This window comes from Neobacillus niacini (assembly GCF_030817695.1).
Lineage (GTDB): Bacteria > Bacillota > Bacilli > Bacillales > Cytobacillaceae > Neobacillus > Neobacillus niacini_F.
In genome coordinates this window covers 2,622,287-2,638,463 of sequence record NZ_JAUSZQ010000002.1, presented here as the reverse complement: position 1 = coordinate 2,638,463, position 16,177 = coordinate 2,622,287, and the positions used below count along the sequence as shown (strand labels likewise).

The following is a 16,177-nucleotide window of genomic DNA, read 5'->3' as shown; positions in this document are numbered from 1 at the left end:
ACATGAAGAAAAGCCGCCTCAAGGTGAGAATGGCTTTTGTTATGCTAAATTAATTTGTAAAAATAGTACCAATGATTTCGTCGTATGACATTCCACTATTGACTGTAAAGGAACCTGGACGTAAGGCGTTTTGTAAACCTCTAGCTTCTATATCCTGCGTGAAGGTAAACGCATCAGGGATTAGACTTGCCTGAACGAGTACATTCGCAACATCAATACTAGTCATTCCATCTGCTACATTGACTACTACTTCGGTTACGGGTTTATTCTTTTCTTCTGAATCAGCAGGCGTAGTTTCAATGCCCTTTGCTGCTTCCAAAGTCTTTTCTAATTCCTCTTTCGTTTGAACAACATAACCGGCAGATTCAAGCTCTTCCTTCATCTGCGCTGCCGTTAGTTGACCCTTTTCGGAGGATTTAGCCGAAGCATTTTGAGTTGTAGTATCATCGGTGAAATAAACAACTCCACAAATCGTTGTGGCAATAAAGATTCCTGCTGCAAAGCTGCTCAATAAGTTAATTCGCATTGGCAACTAGTCCCCCTTCATCCTTTATTTTCAGATAAGGTGTTAGCAGCTGTTCAATTTCATTGACTGGTACTTCTTTCATCTCAGCGATGCTTTCAATCGAGTAATTACGTCTATATAAGTCTATTACTTCACGTATAAAAAGCTTCTCTTCTGCAGTAAGTTGAATTCCAGCTTCTTTTGTTACCACTTCTATATCAAGCTCGATATCTCGGATTGAGTCTTGAATGCTATTGATTTCTTTCATCATGGATACATGTACTAAATCAATTTGCTTTTTTTCAAGCTTAGAGTCACGATATGTCTTAACTATTGAAAAAACTAGCAATAATGCGGAAAGAAGAAACAATCCGAATAAAGTCCATTCCATCGAAATCTACCTCCTTCTTTTTAATAGACCAACACAAGAATCTATTATACATCCAAAATAAATAAATTTCGATTTTATTCTACAAAATACATCAAAAGTCTGAGAGATTTGTCAAAAAGCAGGTAATTAATTTTGCAGCTCAATTGTCAAGGAGTATCTCTTTATTCAACAAAAAAGCCGCTTCACAAACGTGAAAAACGGCTTTAACCCATACAAAGTCCTTCTCTATAGAGAGTTTGCGTCCATCCCCATTTGGCTCCATTCTTCTCGGGAAGGCCCATACACACCTGGGACCTTTAATCCAGCTTGGCGCATAAGAACGGTCATCTGTCCACGATGATGAATGATATGCTTGCTAAGCATATTAAGCATAACAGCTCTTGGCAGGTCCATTCCAAATACATTTTTTGTTTCACTTAGTGATTGGTCTGTCCACTGTTCACTTATAGCGGCACTCGTTTCTGAACTAACATTCCGGAACGTTTCTGCTATTTCCCTAGCTGAAGTTGGAAGGTCAGCTTCGTTTAACGAACTTTTTACTGTAACACCAAACTCCATTAACATACCAGGTGTACTCGCAACAATATGCCAGGCAATTTCTCCTAATGTGCGATCTTCCGGCGAAACTCTTTGTTGAAGCGACTCATCTGTTAAAGCATCTAAAACCTTTTGGGTTGATACTGCTTCTTGATTCCATTCGTTGATAAAATGTGAGACAGCTGTATACATTTTATTTCCTCCATTACCATTTGTTATTGACCACAGTAGCATATTATACCATTTTTGCTGATAATACAAAATTTCCCACCCAAACATTTCCTGGTGTGATTTTTTTATTCTCAAATCCTTATTACCATGATAGAATCTTTACGGTGTTAAATCACTAGTAAACATAAATTATCGGTGGTGAATTGTGAAAGATTCTGTATTAATTCAAAATAAGAGTAAGACCAAGCTTGACCTTAGCTTTCTAAAGAAAGACATCGTTTTTACCATCTCTCTTGTGTTAGCAGTTGGGAGCTGTATATTTCAAACTCCTAAAGCAGAGTACCTAAATTTTCCCGTATTAATTAGTTTATTTAATCTAATGATTGCGATTAAGGCTTTTGAGGAACTTAGAGTTCTAGACAAATTTGCGATTTCTATTTTAAATAGATGCAGTAATAGTAAAACAGTGTCAGCCATTCTCATACTTTTATGTTTTTTCAGCTCAATGATCTTTACCAACGATGTGGCGTTACTTACGTTTATACCCCTGACCCTCGTGATAAACAGAAAAACTAAAATGCCCATGATGGATACGATTATATTACAAACAATCGCAGCAAATATCGGAAGCAGTCTCACTCCAATGGGAAATCCACAAAATTTGTTTATTTATTCTTATTATGGAATAGCACCTATGCCTTTTTTTGCAACAGTGATAGTAATTCCTATTCTAGGTATCATTTCTTTATATTTCTTCATTCAAAGACTGGATCAAAAAGAATTGAAGGTAGAGATTCCCCCGATACAGGTTACAGATTCGAGGAGAACATTGGTATGGGGAATCGTTTTAGTCGTTATCATCGCTTCCATATTTGGTGTCATTCCTTACCAAGTTGCGTTAATCATTACCTTAATGACAGTTGCCATATTGAATCGAAAGCTATTGTTTAAAATTGATTATTTCCTGCTATTAACTTTTATTTGTTTTTTTATCTTTGTTGGAAATATCTCAAATACAACAGCTATGCACACAGTAGCAACTGCAAGTTTGAAGGACGCCGGTTCCATCTATTTCAGCTCAATTCTAATAAGCCAAATTATCAGCAATGTCCCTGCTTCTATCCTTTTAGCAGAATTCACAACCAATTGGAAACCTTTATTATTAGGGGTAAATATCGGGGGACATGGAACCATTATTGCTTCCATGGCTAGTGTAATTTCCTATAAACTGTATATTCAAAACAATCCAAACGATGGAAAAAAATATCTGCTAAAATTTAGTATATACAATTTTTTGTTTTTAGCATTTTTAACCTTCATCCCGTACTTCATTTTAAAAATCCTAAAAATTTTCTAACCCGCTATCCAAACAAAAATAGCGGGTTTTTTCACTTTACGACTAAAAATCCCATCAACGTGCATAGTAAAAATAAATCCAAAATACGGAATCAAGGAGTAATCTTATGAACGGAAAATGGAAAATAACTATTTTGATTACTTTTCTTACACTAGGATTATTAACAGCATGTAACCCTGAAAAAAGAGAATCATTAAATCGAGAAAATGATGTAAATTTCCGTCCTGTTCGATATGAACGTAAACCGAATATAAACGAAAGCAATAACGATTATAAAAACCAAGATGACAGACTCGACGTTCAGGATGAAACCCCTGAGAAAAAAGATCATAAAAGAAGATAAAACCCAACAAAACATCTCAACTGTCCACCCCATACGGACAAATAGGCCATATTGTCCACGAGTGGTGACAGGCACCGAAAAAGGTACTAAAAAAGGCACTAAAAAAACAGGATAAAAGGCACCCAATGGCGCCCTTTTATCCTGTTTTTTTCATTAGGTATTTAATTTTGTCTACTACGGTTTTTGGATGTGGTGTGCTGTTGATGAGTAGCAGCAGTTGGATGATTACTATGGGCAGGAAGGTTTTTCTGTATGCTAGGTACTTCGGTTCCCATCCGCAGGCGAATTTGCTTTTGAATTCTTTGAGTCCTTTGAAGTTATACATTGAATTTCCATGCAGGTAGGCCAGTCTAATGAACTTTTCACTCTGGAAGGAGTATTTACAATCTCCAACATTTGAGAGTGGCGCCATACCCAAGCTGCAATTCTGATATCCGTTTTCTTTTGCCCATTTAAAGATTTGAATAAATAAAACATCCATTGTTCCATGTGGGCTATCGGGTAATTTTCTCATTAAGTCAATGGTGATCGACTTTTTATGATCACTTGCAAGTGTGGCAAAAGCTATAACTTTCCCATCTGGATCATTTAATAGCGCTACTGGAAAACAAGAAACATATTCCTCACTAAAAGAAACAACTGAAAATCCCTTTTCCTTTTGGTTTCCAAGCCAAGCATCTGATATCCCCTTTAACTCAGAAAGGATAGCCTGTGAATAAGGTGGCATGATTACACTAAACGTATAAGCATTACGGGTAAACTTATTAACCCTAGTTCGTAGTTTAGCTCCCTGTTTGCCCTCAATCGAAAAGCTATGGAGACTAACAATACCCTCTTCCCCTAACTTTAAGAATCGATAGCCTGTATCATGATACAAATGCATAAATCGAGGACTAATTTGATAAAATATCGGCTTAAGCCCTTTTCTTACACTGTAATCTTGAAATTCTTTAATAGATTGCGGAATCAATGACTCTGGACCTATCGGATCTCCTAGTACAACTATTTTATTACCCATTCTCTTATAAACAATTAATACTTGTTCTTCCGCTGCCCAATATACATCTTTATCCTGTAACAAAATAAGATGGGATATATGATTGCCCCCATTTTCTTCTAAGAAAGCAATGACTCGGGCTAGTTGAGAGTCAATATTACTCGGAGTTAATCTATTTTTAGTTTTTAGCTTAATTGTTTTATAAGAAATTACCATTACAAAAATTAGAATAGAAAAATACCATAATGTGGTACCAAACATGCAGGCACTACCCCCTATAAATGTCTACCTTCATAAAGATACCATACTAAAAGATTCATAAGTATATTTATTCTCTTCCAATTTAGGAACAATTGAAAACTTTTTTAACTAAAAAATAATTTCACCCTTCTCAGCAATTTAGGATATTCTTTAAAAATAGAAATCAGGTGAAGGAATATAATTAGAAAAACGTTTGTCGGATGGTTCCACCAAACCAAAACAACCATGATACTATATTATCACGGTAGTAAAAACGCCAAACCCTTATTAAAGGTTTGGCGTTTTCATATGACCGAATATTCTTAAGGTATTCAACTGTACGTCTCAGGTGGACATTGTCCACAGACGGTGACAGGCACCATATTATAACGATTACAAATTAGCAAAAATGCCATTTGCTTTTGCGACTAGTTCGTTTCGGTCATTGTAGATGAAGCAGTCTGTATGATTAAGGGTCCTGCCCTTTTTGATTAGGTTGGCGTCTGCGATAAGGTAATCTCCTTTGGCTCCTTTTAGGTATGTTGTTTTTAAATCGACTGTTACAACTGATTGTGTTTGGGGAGAGTTTTCATCTTCATTAAAGGTATTACATATATTGCCCATCGCTAAATCTGCTAATAAACTGATAATCCCACCTTGTACATACCCTACTGTATTTAAAAGTAATGGCTGTACAGGTAAGGTCACTTTCAAATTGGATTCACTTATTCTTTCATATTTACAATTTAGTAAATGATCAAATGGATTTTTTATATATTGTGTTTCCAGTTTTATCACCCCATAATAGAATCTAAAAAAACAGGCCGAATCTATAAAAATATAGAATTCGGCCTGTTATCAATTGTCCACCTCAGACGGACACTGTCCACGAGCGGTGACAGGCACCAAGATACCTTTTAATAATCGTAGAATCCGCGGCCGGTTTTTCTCCCATAGTGTCCTGCTCGAACTAATTTTCTTAATAGTGTGGCTGGTCGGTATTTGGAGTCGGCTGTTTCTTGGTAGAGCGTGTCTAATACCATGAGCATGACGTCGAGGCCAATCATGTCAGCGAGTGCTAGTGGTCCGATAGGGTGATTGGCTCCTAATTTCATACCGAGGTCGATATCTTCCTTAGTTGCTACGCCTTCTTGAAGGACAAAAATGGCTTCGTTAATCATTGGCGCTAAGATACGATTTACGGCAAACAATGGTGCTTCATTGACTGTTATTGATTTCTTACCAAAGCTTTCACACAAATCTTTGGCGATTAAATAGGTCTCATCTGATGTATCATTGCCACGGATGATTTCAACAAGTTCCATAAGCGGTACCGGGTTAAAAAAGTGAGTTCCGATAACCCGGTCTGCCCGTTTCGTAGCAGATGCCATCTCGGTAATACTTAATCCAGAGGTATTAGAACAGAAAATCGTCTCTGGCTTACATATTTGGTCAATCTTACTATACAACTCTTTCTTTTTCTCCATATTCTCAATAATAACTTCGAATACTAAGTCAGCGTCTTTCAAATCTTCCAATCTAGTAGTTGCCGTAAAACGATCTAAAATGGTTTCAACAGAGTCATTAAGTTTGCCTTTTGAGAAAAGCTTCTCCAAGCTCTTTCTGATTACACCTAAACTTCTTGTTAAATAATCCTCTTGAATATCCGATAAAATGACTTGGAAACCTGCGCAAGCTGCTACCTGAGCAATGCCAGATCCCATACTTCCTGCCCCAATCACACCGATGGTTTTGATAGACATGTTATACCCTCCAAAATATTTTTTTCAAAAAATTAAACTCCTTTAAATTCAGGTGCCCGTTTTTCCAGGAAAGCATTTACCCCTTCTTGCATATCTTCACTTGCTATCAGGTGGGCTTGAACCATCGTTTCTTGTTCTAAAAATGCCTCCCAAGGGAGCTGCACCGAATGGTTCAACATTTTCTTCACATATCGATTACTTAATGGCGGCCCTTTCAAGATTTTCTGGGCAAATTCACTTGCGCCTTGAAGTAAATCTCCATCAACTACCTTATTAACAATCCCCCATGCCTTAGCCTCTTCTACACCTAAAATCTTTCCGGAAACAATCCATTCCTTAGCAATGGCAGTAGGCACTCGTTCAGACAGTAACTTGATTAATCCCAAATCAGGAATAACTCCAATATTCACAAAACTTAAACCAAACTTCGCGGAGGAGTCCGCAACAATAAAATCTGAAGCGAGTGCTAGGCTAAATCCTGCTCCGGCTGCATATCCATGAACAGCAGATATCACATATTTATCCATATTCAAAATTACTCTAGTTACATTTATCGCTTTTTCTAAATAAGCAGCAATTTCACTTTGTTTTGTAAACTGTTGAATCGTCTCTAAATCTCCCCCAGCACAATAGGATTTCCCTTCACCTGATAGGACAATCACCTTCACCTCAGGATTTTTATCCAAACTGAGCAGCGCTTCTGTAAGATCCTCTACTAAATCGGTCGATAAAGAATTTAACTTTTCAGGTCGATTAAGAAAAATAGAACCAATTCCGTTCTCAATTTTTACGATTATAGGTTGAGACATTATTATTTCTCCTCTATACAAATTTATTTTCCTTGAAACTGTGGCTTTTCCTTCGCTAAAAAGGCTCTCGCGCCTTCCTTTTGATCGTCAGTGGAACAAAGGCTTTTAAATTGGACTGCCTCAAGTTCTAATGCTTCATCCATCGGCAAATCAAGTCCATTGGTAATTGCCTTCTTGGCAGCTTTGATAGCCAGTGGTCCCTTCTTCTGAATCTTCGCTGATAAAGTATGAGCCCGACTTAGTGCTTCCCCAGCTGGAACGAGAATATCTACTAATCCAATTCGATATGCTTCACTCGCGTCGATGTTATCACCAGTAAAAATAAGCTCTTTCGCTTTTCCAGCTCCTACTAATCTAGGTAAACGCTGTGTACCACCATATCCAGGAATGATTCCTAAATTTACCTCAGGCTGTCCAAATAACGCTTTTTCACCTGCAATCCGAATATCACATGCCATCGCTAATTCACAACCAGCTCCAAGAGTAAATCCTTCAATCGCCGCTATAACAGGTACTTCAAAGTTTTCAATCTTATTAAAAATCTGGTGGCCAATTTTCACAAGCTCGTATCCTACATTAGGAGTCATATCAATAAACTGCTTAATGTCTGCTCCGGCTACAAACGCTTTGTCACCACCACCCGTAATAATAACAGTTTGAACATCAGAATTTTCCCTAACTACATCTAAAGTCTGATCAAGCTCTTCCATAATTTGTGCACTAAGTGCATTTACTGGTGGATTTTCAATCGTAATAACCGCTGTCTTATTTTCAACATTTAATTTTACAAAAAGTGTCTTTAACAAATTTCTTACCTCCTACATTCTATTAAAAATGAACTCTATTAGCTGAATAGACCAGTCTTGCCAAACTCTTCGATTTGCTCTTGAGAGTAGCCAAGATTTTTCATTACCACTTCTGTATTCGCTTGTGATAAAGGGATACCTGTGTGACGATACTGAGGAATAGACTCTGAAAACTTAATCGGATTACCAATCTGTTTTACTTTCGTTCCATTCGGTCCCGGAACTTCGACCACCATGCCTCTATCTTTAACGAGCGGGCCCTCTAAGACTTCACCTAATGTAAGCACCGGCTCAACGCAGGCATCTGTTGCATTAAATAATTCCATCCACTCATCTAACGTCTTCGTTTTTAAAATCTCACAAATCTCCTCTTTGATTTGAGCCACGTTTTCTGGCTCCACGCCTCCTGAAGTCAAATCAGGTCGACCAATGATTTGACAGAAAGCCTTGAAAAATTGTGGCTCGACGCCACCGAAACTAAGGTATCTGCCATCTTGCGTTTCATAGTAGTCATAAAGAGAGCCTCCATTGAGAAGGTTTTCCTCCATCCCAATGTCTCTACCATTTACTAGATAGCTGGCACCCTGCATAAACGAATTAAACGCAATCATTCCGTCGGTCATCGAAACATCGATATGCTGACCATTCCCAGTCCGCTCTCGGTAGATGACGGCCGATAGAATTCCAATAATGGCATTGTTGGAGCCGGAAGCAATATCTGCTACTTGTATTCCAATCAGTGGAGGACCTGTCTCTTTTTTTCCTGAATAAGAAGCAACACCCGACATGGCTATGTAGTTAATGTCATGACCTGCACGATCCCGCATCGGTCCTGTCTGACCGTATCCTGTCAACGAGCAATAAATCAATCTAGGATTAACTTTTTTAAGACTATCGTAATCAAGGTTCAGTTTCGCCATCACACCCGGGCGGAATTGTTCGATAATAATATCGTATTCTCCTAAAAGCTGATGAATCACGTCTACTGCGCGAGGATCTTTAAGGTTGAGGGTCATAACCTCTTTATTCCTGCTCAATTGTGCCGATACAGCTGACAGCTCTGTTCCAGGTAGGAAAGGGGGTAAGTAATCGACTACATCTGGCCGCGTTCCCGATTTTATCCTAAGGACATCCGCACCCAAATCAGCCAAACACATGGTGGCATAGGGTCCCGGAACCAATGTACTAAAATCTAATATTTTTAAACCTTCAAGTGCTCCAGCCATTTTTTTCTCCTCTCCATTGTTTCATTGTATTTTTTCAAAATGCTTTAGGGCTATAGCTGCTATTTCTTCTGGTAGTTTAAAGGACAGTGGTTCTTGATGAAGGGCTTGGAAGAAGTTGATATCACTCGTATTTAGAAGTCCAAGGGTTAGACGTGGAATCAAGCGAACATGAATCGGCTGTTTTGATTCCGGATTTGGTGAAATATGGAGCATTAAATTAAAACTGGCAAATCCTTGTTCATTCAAAGTAGCAAATAATGCACGTAAACCTGTCGAAAAATCAATCCAATTCTGTTCCTTTACATCATCAATGGAATAGGCTTTTGAAAAAACAGCGATGAAATCATTATGACTTTTCGGCGCAAAGGCATGCAGCCAAGCAATATCTCCTACTTCGCCAATCCATCTTTCTTCTAGTGTTTTTTCAGTTTCACATAACGCTGTAAAATATTCCTTACCCATATCTTTCTTAAAATCTAGGGCTTTTTCTGCTACCATTTTCTGATAATTTGATGGAGAGTCTGAAACCATTACTTGTATATGAGGATGAAGAATACTCCCTCCTGATAATGGTAGATAGTTCCAGTTAATAGAAGCATATCTCGCCTTAGAATCCACAGCGGCTACCCGTTGAACGTAGGACTGTGCAGCTAAGAAGCCATCCTTTATCATTTCGACTGTAAATTCTTCTAACCTAACATAATGCTGATCAGAAAAAATAACTACACCATTATGTTTGCTATAGGGGAAAAGATTCGGAAAAACGACAGCACCTCCTTGTGTAATTCTCCCTTGCGCTGTAATTTCCCTCTTAAATAAAGGAGTAAGTTTTTGTAAATTTTCACTGCAAAACGGGCAATTTTTTCCGCCTGTTTGCTCACAAGCCTCGGTATAATCAGGCGGCTGTATTTTCAAACCCGGATCAAAAATAAGTCGCGCTGATTCCCCTGTCAGCGGGTCAAACCGAATTTCTGTTTTACGTTCGATATCATTTCCTTGATTATCTTGAAAACTAAACACTTCTCCCTGTTTACGAAATTCAATGGTCATGGCTGTGTCCCCCATTTACTTCGCTGGCAGCTGTGCTGCACCGTCGAGCATAATCGTTGTTCCATTTAAATAAGGATTCTCAATAATATGTCTAACCGTTGCTGCGTATTCAGACGGCATGCCGAGCCTCTTTGGGAATGGGATATGCTGAGATACTTCCTGTTTAAAACTTTCAGGCATTCCACTAGACATTTGCGTATCGAATAGACCTGGCGAGATAGCAACAATCCGCATCCCATAATCGCCAATCTCCCGGGCAATTGGAAGGGTCATTCCCACAACTCCAGCTTTTGATGCACTATATGCTGCCTGTCCTAGCTGACCTCCAAATGCTGCTGCAGAAGCAGTATTCACAATCACGCCTCTTTCCCCATTTTCATCGGGTTCATTCTTTAACATTTCTTGGACTGCATATCGAACCACATTCATCGTCCCGACAAGATTTACTTGGATTACTTTATTAAACTTATCCATAGGAAAAAGTCCCTTCTTGGAGTGGACCTTTGCTCCAAAAATTAAACCAGCACAATTCACTGCCCCATGAATCCCACCAAAAGTGACAGAAACAGTTTCTATAGCCTGTTGTACAGAATTTTCATCACTTACGTCAGTCTTGCAGAAAACAACGGATTCCCCAAGTTCTCTCGTAAGATTTTCTCCGCGATCTTCATTCAAATCTAAAATTCCGACCTTCGCACCTTGTTCGACAAACATCCTCGTACAGCCCTCACCAAGACCTGAGGCACCACCGGTAACGATAAATACCCGATTTTTAATTTTCATACCTTCCCCCGCTCCTCTTAATAACCCTTGAATTCAGGTTTACGTTTTTCTGCAAAGGCTTTTAGTCCTTCGGCTAAGTCGTACGACCGAACATGCTGACGTAAATGAAGCATTTCATGGCGTAATGCCGCATCCTGTGTTTGATCCACCGAGGCGTTCGCCACTTCTTTCATTCGGCGGAGCACCAAAGGACTTTTAGCCGCTAACTTTTCAACATAGGTTTCAACTTCCTCTACTAGCTGTTGGTCAGCAACAATCTGATTAACCAATCCGAACCTTTCCATCTCAGCAGCAGAGATGATATCACCGCTGAAAAGAAGATGTTTAGCCCGATTTAGCCCAATTTTCTTCGGCAACACTGCCGCACCGCCCGCACCAGGAAATACACCAAAGTTAGAATGTGCATCCCCCATCTTGGCACTTTCTGCAGCATAAACAATGTCACAGCACATGACTATCTCTAGTCCCCCAGCAAGTGCTAAACCATTGACGGCCGCAATAACCGGTTTTGGCATTTTACGAAGCAGACCGCAAACCTCATCGAACATATCTAAAAAGTCCTTCGTCCCAGGTTCTGAATTGTTTAAGGACGAAAGAACATTTTTGAGGTCCGCCCCAGCACAGAAGGCAGAACCTGCACCTGTAAGGATAACGGCCTTGATACTTCTATCGGACTCACATTCTATTAAAGCCCGCTCTAATTCACTAAGCATAGATAACGAAACAGAATTCATATTCTTTGGAGTATTTAAAATAATCCAAGCGCCGGCACCGCGACGCTCAAATTGAATCGTTTCATAGTGCATAACGTTCTCCTTTCCCCAAAAGCGGAACTAGTTTTTGTTTAATTGATAATTCTGAACGGAGCAGCTGCCGCAATCTTTAGCCGGTGCACGGGATTTATCTAAGTCCAGCTCCTCTTCTACTTTTTTCCGTATTCCTGTCGCAAAGTCATTGGCAAATAATGCCGCCCCCAAGGCACCGATGATCTGAGGTTCTTCAGGAATAAAAATAGACACACCTAACGTTTTTTCTAACGCTTTCACCAGTCCAATATTTTTCGCGCCTCCACCTGTCATCATTACTGGAGACTGCATTCCAACACGGCCCACCAATCCTTTCATTCTCCCTGAAATCGCCTTATGCATACCAGAAAGAATGTCTACCGTTGAATGACCTTCCGCCACCAGAGAAATTACTTCGGACTCAGCGAATGTTGTACACATAGAGCTAATTTTGATATCCGCATCTGATTGCAGCGACAACTCGCCAATTTCAGTTAATTCGACGTCCAAAGCTCGTGCCAGTACTTCAAGAAATTGTCCAGTTCCAGCAGCACATTTATCGTTCATCGCAAAGTTTTTAATATTTCCTGATGGGTCGACCGCTATTACCTTGCTGTCCTGACCGCCGATATCAATGACTGTTTTTACTTCAGGATAGAGGTAGTTGGCTCCCTTTGCGTGACAACTAATTTCCGTTAAATTCTTACCTGCAATTTCTAACCTTTTTCGTCCATAACCAGTGCTAACGGTATAAGCGATATCATTGAGAACCAATCCTGCTTTTTCCAAAGCGTCTTCAATTGCCATCATGACAGCTTTTTGACTAACAAAGCCCAACTGCTTGACGCTATGAGAAACAATCCGGCGATTTCCATCAATTATTACTGCTTTTCCTGTTAAGGAACCGCTATCTACACCCATTGTATAAAAGGAAGAACCATCACTTTTTGATGTCATCTAACTCTCTCCTTCATCTTTCTGTTTTTTCCTTAGCTATAACCTATCTCCGTTTTTCACCTGTCCGGGAACGATCGTCCCGGACAGTTACACTAATTTTTATCCTCTACTTTTTTGCGCTTCGAGACTCTCAATTAATGCCTCAATACGAGTATTAACGAGTTCTTCTTTATAGAAGGAATCATCAACCATATCTCCCTCAAAGGAAGTAGATTGAATGCCCATCTTTTTATTTAAGTTTTCAGCTAACAAGAAATGTGACCGAGAGAAAGATCGGCACGTTCTTGCACCGTGGAAGACAATCCCGTCAATGGAATAATCTTTAGAAAGTGTCATCATTCGCTCTTCCGTAATCGGGTAACCAAGGTTAAGCTGACATTCCAAATGATTAATCGCAATTCCTCTTAACGGATGTTCAGGGTCGATGGTATCCGGCTCGTGCCAGAAGGCCATGTGCGTATATCGACCGGCAACAACTGTGGCATCATAACTTGCAAACTTATCAGCCATCCATCCCAGCTTATTCCAGTTCATAATTCCTTCCCAGAAAATACGGTATTTCTCATTCGGAACAGCACTTACACCATTGTTAAGTCTTTCTTGAACCTCGTCTTTTACGGCTTGCATAGCTTCGATTGTTCCTGGCCATGCTGTGAGATAGTTGACAGGTGCAATTTGAATCGACCAATCAAAGAAGCTGGCAGGTGCCGGTTTTGCCTTACATAATTCCATCGCTTCCATACGAAGCTTTCCAACTTTTTTCGTTACACCCATTAACTCTTGGAATTTATCCCAGTTATATGGCTTTCCGCTTACTACCTCTAAAAATTTAATTAAATCTTCAAACTGTCTAACAACGTATTTTACGTTTTCCTCAAATTCTTCACCTTTCATGTAGGTAGAACCGTTTCGCCCCATATGATACGGAATAACGACATTGAACCAAGGGATTTTTTTACCAAAAACACGCTCGATTGCCCAATCCCACTGTGGTCCAGTTGAACAGCCTGGGTAACAAGTTACTATCGCATCTGGTGCTGGGATTTCCGTTGCGATGGGTCCTGGATTCAAATCATCCGGTACACCTAATTCAGCGAACATCGCACAACCCATTTGTGTTCGCGCATAGGAACAAAGTTCACGATTAAATCCTTTGTTTTCAGCAAAGGTTTGCGGTTCTTTTTCCTCATGTCTTGCCGCTACACGGGCACCGTACCCTTCCCCATGAATCCAAGCCATATCCTGAGCTGCCATAAACGGTCCAATTGGGAGACCAGTTGTATAAACGACCTTTTTACCGGTCTTCTTGGCATTAATCAGATCTTCCCAATACTCATTAACAAGCTTATTAACCAATTTTCCGGACTTTAATCGATTCGCTCTTTTCGCTTCCTGTACTGCCATCTATCATCATTCCTCTCAATTTTGTTTGATTTTTTATAAAATCCTTAAACAGCCATTTCTACAAAAGCCTCTAATCTAGTTTTTATCGTTTCAATGGAGTCTAGTTCGTGTGAGATTTCTAGGAGTAGATGTGGGATTCCAGCTGCTTGCATAGCATCTTTGATATCTGGATAAAAGAACATATGTGGTTCACAAAATTGCGCCATCACGATGACAAGTTGGTCTGCCTTATACTTTCGCATAGAATCAACGAGGTATTGTGGCCAATCGGTTTTAGGGTCACATCTAGTGGGACAAGGGACGTTTGTATTTTTATCAATATAATGAGCAGCGATGGCTCCCAGTGGATCTCTGTCCTCAGCGATATTATCACTGATATATCTATAGCCGTGAAAAAGATCATCTCCTACGACAACAGCTCCGGATTGTTCCACAAGCTCCAATATTTCATTTTTCGGTGCGCCGCAGAAGCTTCCTGATAAGAAGACACGCACACCTTCTTCTTTAATAGAATCCTTCTTAGCTTGAAGCTTGGGAAGCAGACTCTCTAAAATTTCGTTATGCTCTTCCTTCGGCATGACCATGCTAGATTTAATAATCGATAACATGTCACTAGAAGTTAGCAGCGATGGATGGACTGATTTTAACTCGTATATTTCCCTAATTAGGCTGCGGTTTTTATTATAGATGCGAATGCTATTTAGGATGTCCTCATCACTAATCTCTTTCTCTGCGAATCTTTCAATGTCTCGTTTTAATTCTTTTAATCCTGTAACAATATCTCCATGGGTCCATGCTTGATTTCCAACAGGCAAGCGGAAAAACATGTTATTAACCTTTGGTAGAAGATTCCCTACAACTTCTGCACCACCGACTGCTTGGATACAATAATCTCCACCGACAAAACCGTCTAAGAAATCTAATTCTCCCTTTGCGGCTTGATCGACGATACTGCGGGTCGGACCACAGAAATAGGAAGGATAATAGGCGTGACCTGTAGTAATAGGTTCCTCCTTCACTTGAAGGACAATTGGTAAAACACCTGCTGCATGAATTAACTCTTCTGGAAAGTGCATGATATAGCAGCCAATGATTTTGGAGCCGGTTTCCATTTTCCATTCCTTCGCTCTTTCGTAAGGGTCCGCTGCTATTTGGGCTAATTTAGTTAAGATTTCATCTGATGATAAATTTTGGTACATAATCGTGTTCCCTCCTATTTTTATAAAAAGAATATGAAGACTTATCCTGCAAATGAAAGGCCGCCGTTGATACTTAAGATTTGACCGGTAATTCTGTCGGATTCAGGTGAAGCAAAGAAAAGCGCCGCCTCTGCAACATCCTCCGCATTTGGTAAACCAAGCTTGGCACGGTCAACAGCTTTTTGAAAAATATGACTTGCTTCTGTAGCCATTACAGCATCAAAACCTGGAGTGTCTTGGATAACGGTTAAACAAAGAGCATTCACGCGAATTTGCCAGCGTGCAAACTCATTTGCCAACGCTTTGTTCATCAGTACAAGACCTGCAGCCGCCGATCCAATCAGTGACTCCCTTGGGGTCGCAATTCTTCCTGCATCAGAAGTAATGATGACAATCTTCCCGTAATTTTGCTCTCTCATATGGTCGAGCAATGCCCGGATTGCATAAAGCCTAGACGATTGTTGGCTATTTAAGCAGCCGTCATAATCATTTGGGTCTAATTCGTGAAAGAATTTTGCATATTGAACAGTAGCACCGCCATTTGCTATTAAAATATCAATCTTTCCCATTTCAGCAACGGCACGGTCTGCCATCTGTTTAACAGAATCATAGACAAACAAATCACATTCTAAAAATATTGCCTTTCTGCCCAGTTCTTCAATTTCCGCAACCACCTGCATTCCTGCTTCGTGATTTCTACCACTTACTACAATATCAGCCCCACTTTTTGCAAGCTTCAAAGCAGTTGCTTTTCCAATTCCATTTGTTCCGCCTGTTACGAGGGCTACTTTTCCTTCAAGATTTGTAATCATGGTTATCTCCTTTTTCAGACAAGGTTTAATATTCAGATATTT

General features: G+C 39.7%; 18 protein-coding genes. 2 read left to right on the top strand and 16 right to left on the bottom strand.

Annotation, left to right across the window (positions count from 1 at the left end):
- Positions 1-49 precede the first annotated feature (49 nt).
- From QFZ28_RS13630 to QFZ28_RS13620, 3 genes are all read right to left on the bottom strand, one after another.
- On the bottom strand, positions 50-526 hold the full coding sequence (locus tag QFZ28_RS13630) for an aminodeoxychorismate lyase (protein WP_307195127.1): 477 nt from the start codon (positions 524-526) through the stop codon (positions 50-52).
- Positions 516-896, bottom strand: a complete 381-nt coding sequence (locus QFZ28_RS13625; RefSeq protein ID WP_307195126.1) for a hypothetical protein — start codon at positions 894-896, stop codon at positions 516-518. The genes QFZ28_RS13630 and QFZ28_RS13625 overlap by 11 nt, the downstream gene beginning before the upstream one ends.
- Before the next feature lie 225 nt (positions 897-1,121).
- The gene (locus tag QFZ28_RS13620; RefSeq protein WP_307195125.1) at positions 1,122-1,625 is read right to left on the bottom strand and encodes a DinB family protein; all 504 of its coding nucleotides are present in this window, start codon (positions 1,623-1,625) and stop codon (positions 1,122-1,124) included.
- Between the two features lie 184 nt (positions 1,626-1,809).
- Between QFZ28_RS13620 and QFZ28_RS13615 the strand changes: the two genes are divergently transcribed.
- On the top strand, positions 1,810-2,961 hold the full coding sequence (locus QFZ28_RS13615; RefSeq protein WP_307195124.1) for an SLC13 family permease: 1,152 nt from the start codon (positions 1,810-1,812) through the stop codon (positions 2,959-2,961).
- Positions 2,962-3,067: 106 nt separating this feature from the next.
- The gene (locus tag QFZ28_RS13610) at positions 3,068-3,304 is read left to right on the top strand and encodes a hypothetical protein (protein ID WP_307195123.1); all 237 of its coding nucleotides are present in this window, start codon (positions 3,068-3,070) and stop codon (positions 3,302-3,304) included.
- 136 nt (positions 3,305-3,440) lie between these two features.
- Here QFZ28_RS13610 and QFZ28_RS13605 read toward each other — a convergent pair whose 3' ends face one another.
- The 13 genes from QFZ28_RS13605 to QFZ28_RS13545 form a co-directional block, all read right to left on the bottom strand.
- On the bottom strand, positions 3,441-4,562 hold the full coding sequence (locus QFZ28_RS13605) for a phosphatidylglycerol lysyltransferase domain-containing protein (RefSeq protein ID WP_307195122.1): 1,122 nt from the start codon (positions 4,560-4,562) through the stop codon (positions 3,441-3,443).
- Positions 4,563-4,934: 372 nt separating this feature from the next.
- Positions 4,935-5,339: a PaaI family thioesterase gene (locus tag QFZ28_RS13600; protein WP_307195121.1), complete on the bottom strand. Its 405-nt coding sequence runs from the start codon at positions 5,337-5,339 to the stop codon at positions 4,935-4,937.
- A gap of 119 nt (positions 5,340-5,458) precedes the next feature.
- Positions 5,459-6,304: a 3-hydroxybutyryl-CoA dehydrogenase gene (locus QFZ28_RS13595; RefSeq protein ID WP_307195120.1), complete on the bottom strand. Its 846-nt coding sequence runs from the start codon at positions 6,302-6,304 to the stop codon at positions 5,459-5,461.
- Positions 6,305-6,336: 32 nt separating this feature from the next.
- A complete protein-coding gene (locus QFZ28_RS13590) occupies positions 6,337-7,113 on the bottom strand; it encodes an enoyl-CoA hydratase/isomerase family protein (protein ID WP_307195119.1) in 777 nt (258 codons plus the stop codon).
- A gap of 23 nt (positions 7,114-7,136) precedes the next feature.
- Entirely contained in the window at positions 7,137-7,919 is a 783-nt protein-coding gene (locus QFZ28_RS13585; protein WP_307195118.1) for an enoyl-CoA hydratase/isomerase family protein, read from the bottom strand.
- Positions 7,920-7,957: 38 nt separating this feature from the next.
- A complete protein-coding gene (locus QFZ28_RS13580) occupies positions 7,958-9,145 on the bottom strand; it encodes a CaiB/BaiF CoA transferase family protein (RefSeq protein WP_307195117.1) in 1,188 nt (395 codons plus the stop codon).
- Positions 9,146-9,166: 21 nt separating this feature from the next.
- Complete coding sequence (locus QFZ28_RS13575; protein ID WP_307195116.1) at positions 9,167-10,195, bottom strand: hypothetical protein; 1,029 nt, start codon at positions 10,193-10,195, stop codon at positions 9,167-9,169.
- Positions 10,196-10,210: 15 nt separating this feature from the next.
- Positions 10,211-10,978, bottom strand: coding sequence for an SDR family NAD(P)-dependent oxidoreductase (locus QFZ28_RS13570; protein ID WP_307195115.1), 768 nt, complete (start codon positions 10,976-10,978; stop codon positions 10,211-10,213).
- 17 nt (positions 10,979-10,995) lie between these two features.
- Positions 10,996-11,784, bottom strand: a complete 789-nt coding sequence (locus QFZ28_RS13565) for an enoyl-CoA hydratase/isomerase family protein (RefSeq protein ID WP_307195114.1) — start codon at positions 11,782-11,784, stop codon at positions 10,996-10,998.
- A gap of 27 nt (positions 11,785-11,811) precedes the next feature.
- Complete coding sequence (locus tag QFZ28_RS13560) at positions 11,812-12,720, bottom strand: acyl-CoA dehydratase activase (protein WP_307195113.1); 909 nt, start codon at positions 12,718-12,720, stop codon at positions 11,812-11,814.
- A 99-nt stretch (positions 12,721-12,819) separates the two neighbouring features.
- Positions 12,820-14,124 (bottom strand): 2-hydroxyacyl-CoA dehydratase subunit D, encoded by a 1,305-nt coding sequence (locus tag QFZ28_RS13555; RefSeq protein ID WP_307195112.1) that lies wholly within the window; start codon positions 14,122-14,124, stop codon positions 12,820-12,822.
- Between the two features lie 44 nt (positions 14,125-14,168).
- Entirely contained in the window at positions 14,169-15,323 is a 1,155-nt protein-coding gene (locus tag QFZ28_RS13550) for a 2-hydroxyacyl-CoA dehydratase subunit D (RefSeq protein ID WP_307195111.1), read from the bottom strand.
- Between the two features lie 41 nt (positions 15,324-15,364).
- Entirely contained in the window at positions 15,365-16,135 is a 771-nt protein-coding gene (locus QFZ28_RS13545; RefSeq protein ID WP_307195110.1) for an SDR family NAD(P)-dependent oxidoreductase, read from the bottom strand.
- Positions 16,136-16,177 lie beyond the last annotated feature (42 nt).

Bases quoted from the DNA above. Each gene is read 5' to 3' on its own strand.
- QFZ28_RS13630 (WP_307195127.1), bottom strand. From the start codon at position 526: ATGCGAATTAACTTATTGAGCAGCTTTGCAGCAGGAATCTTTATTGCC.
- QFZ28_RS13625 (WP_307195126.1), bottom strand. From the start codon at position 896: ATGGAATGGACTTTATTCGGATTGTTTCTTCTTTCCGCATTATTGCTA.
- QFZ28_RS13620 (WP_307195125.1), bottom strand. From the start codon at position 1,625: ATGTATACAGCTGTCTCACATTTTATCAACGAATGGAATCAAGAAGCA.
- QFZ28_RS13610 (WP_307195123.1), top strand. From the start codon at position 3,068: ATGAACGGAAAATGGAAAATAACTATTTTGATTACTTTTCTTACACTA.
- QFZ28_RS13605 (WP_307195122.1), bottom strand. From the start codon at position 4,562: ATGTTTGGTACCACATTATGGTATTTTTCTATTCTAATTTTTGTAATG.
- QFZ28_RS13595 (WP_307195120.1), bottom strand. From the start codon at position 6,304: ATGTCTATCAAAACCATCGGTGTGATTGGGGCAGGAAGTATGGGATCT.
- QFZ28_RS13590 (WP_307195119.1), bottom strand. From the start codon at position 7,113: ATGTCTCAACCTATAATCGTAAAAATTGAGAACGGAATTGGTTCTATT.
- QFZ28_RS13580 (WP_307195117.1), bottom strand. From the start codon at position 9,145: ATGGCTGGAGCACTTGAAGGTTTAAAAATATTAGATTTTAGTACATTG.
- QFZ28_RS13575 (WP_307195116.1), bottom strand. From the start codon at position 10,195: ATGACCATTGAATTTCGTAAACAGGGAGAAGTGTTTAGTTTTCAAGAT.
- QFZ28_RS13570 (WP_307195115.1), bottom strand. From the start codon at position 10,978: ATGAAAATTAAAAATCGGGTATTTATCGTTACCGGTGGTGCCTCAGGT.
- QFZ28_RS13565 (WP_307195114.1), bottom strand. From the start codon at position 11,784: ATGCACTATGAAACGATTCAATTTGAGCGTCGCGGTGCCGGCGCTTGG.
- QFZ28_RS13560 (WP_307195113.1), bottom strand. From the start codon at position 12,720: ATGACATCAAAAAGTGATGGTTCTTCCTTTTATACAATGGGTGTAGAT.
- QFZ28_RS13555 (WP_307195112.1), bottom strand. From the start codon at position 14,124: ATGGCAGTACAGGAAGCGAAAAGAGCGAATCGATTAAAGTCCGGAAAA.
- QFZ28_RS13550 (WP_307195111.1), bottom strand. From the start codon at position 15,323: ATGTACCAAAATTTATCATCAGATGAAATCTTAACTAAATTAGCCCAA.
- QFZ28_RS13545 (WP_307195110.1), bottom strand. From the start codon at position 16,135: ATGATTACAAATCTTGAAGGAAAAGTAGCCCTCGTAACAGGCGGAACA.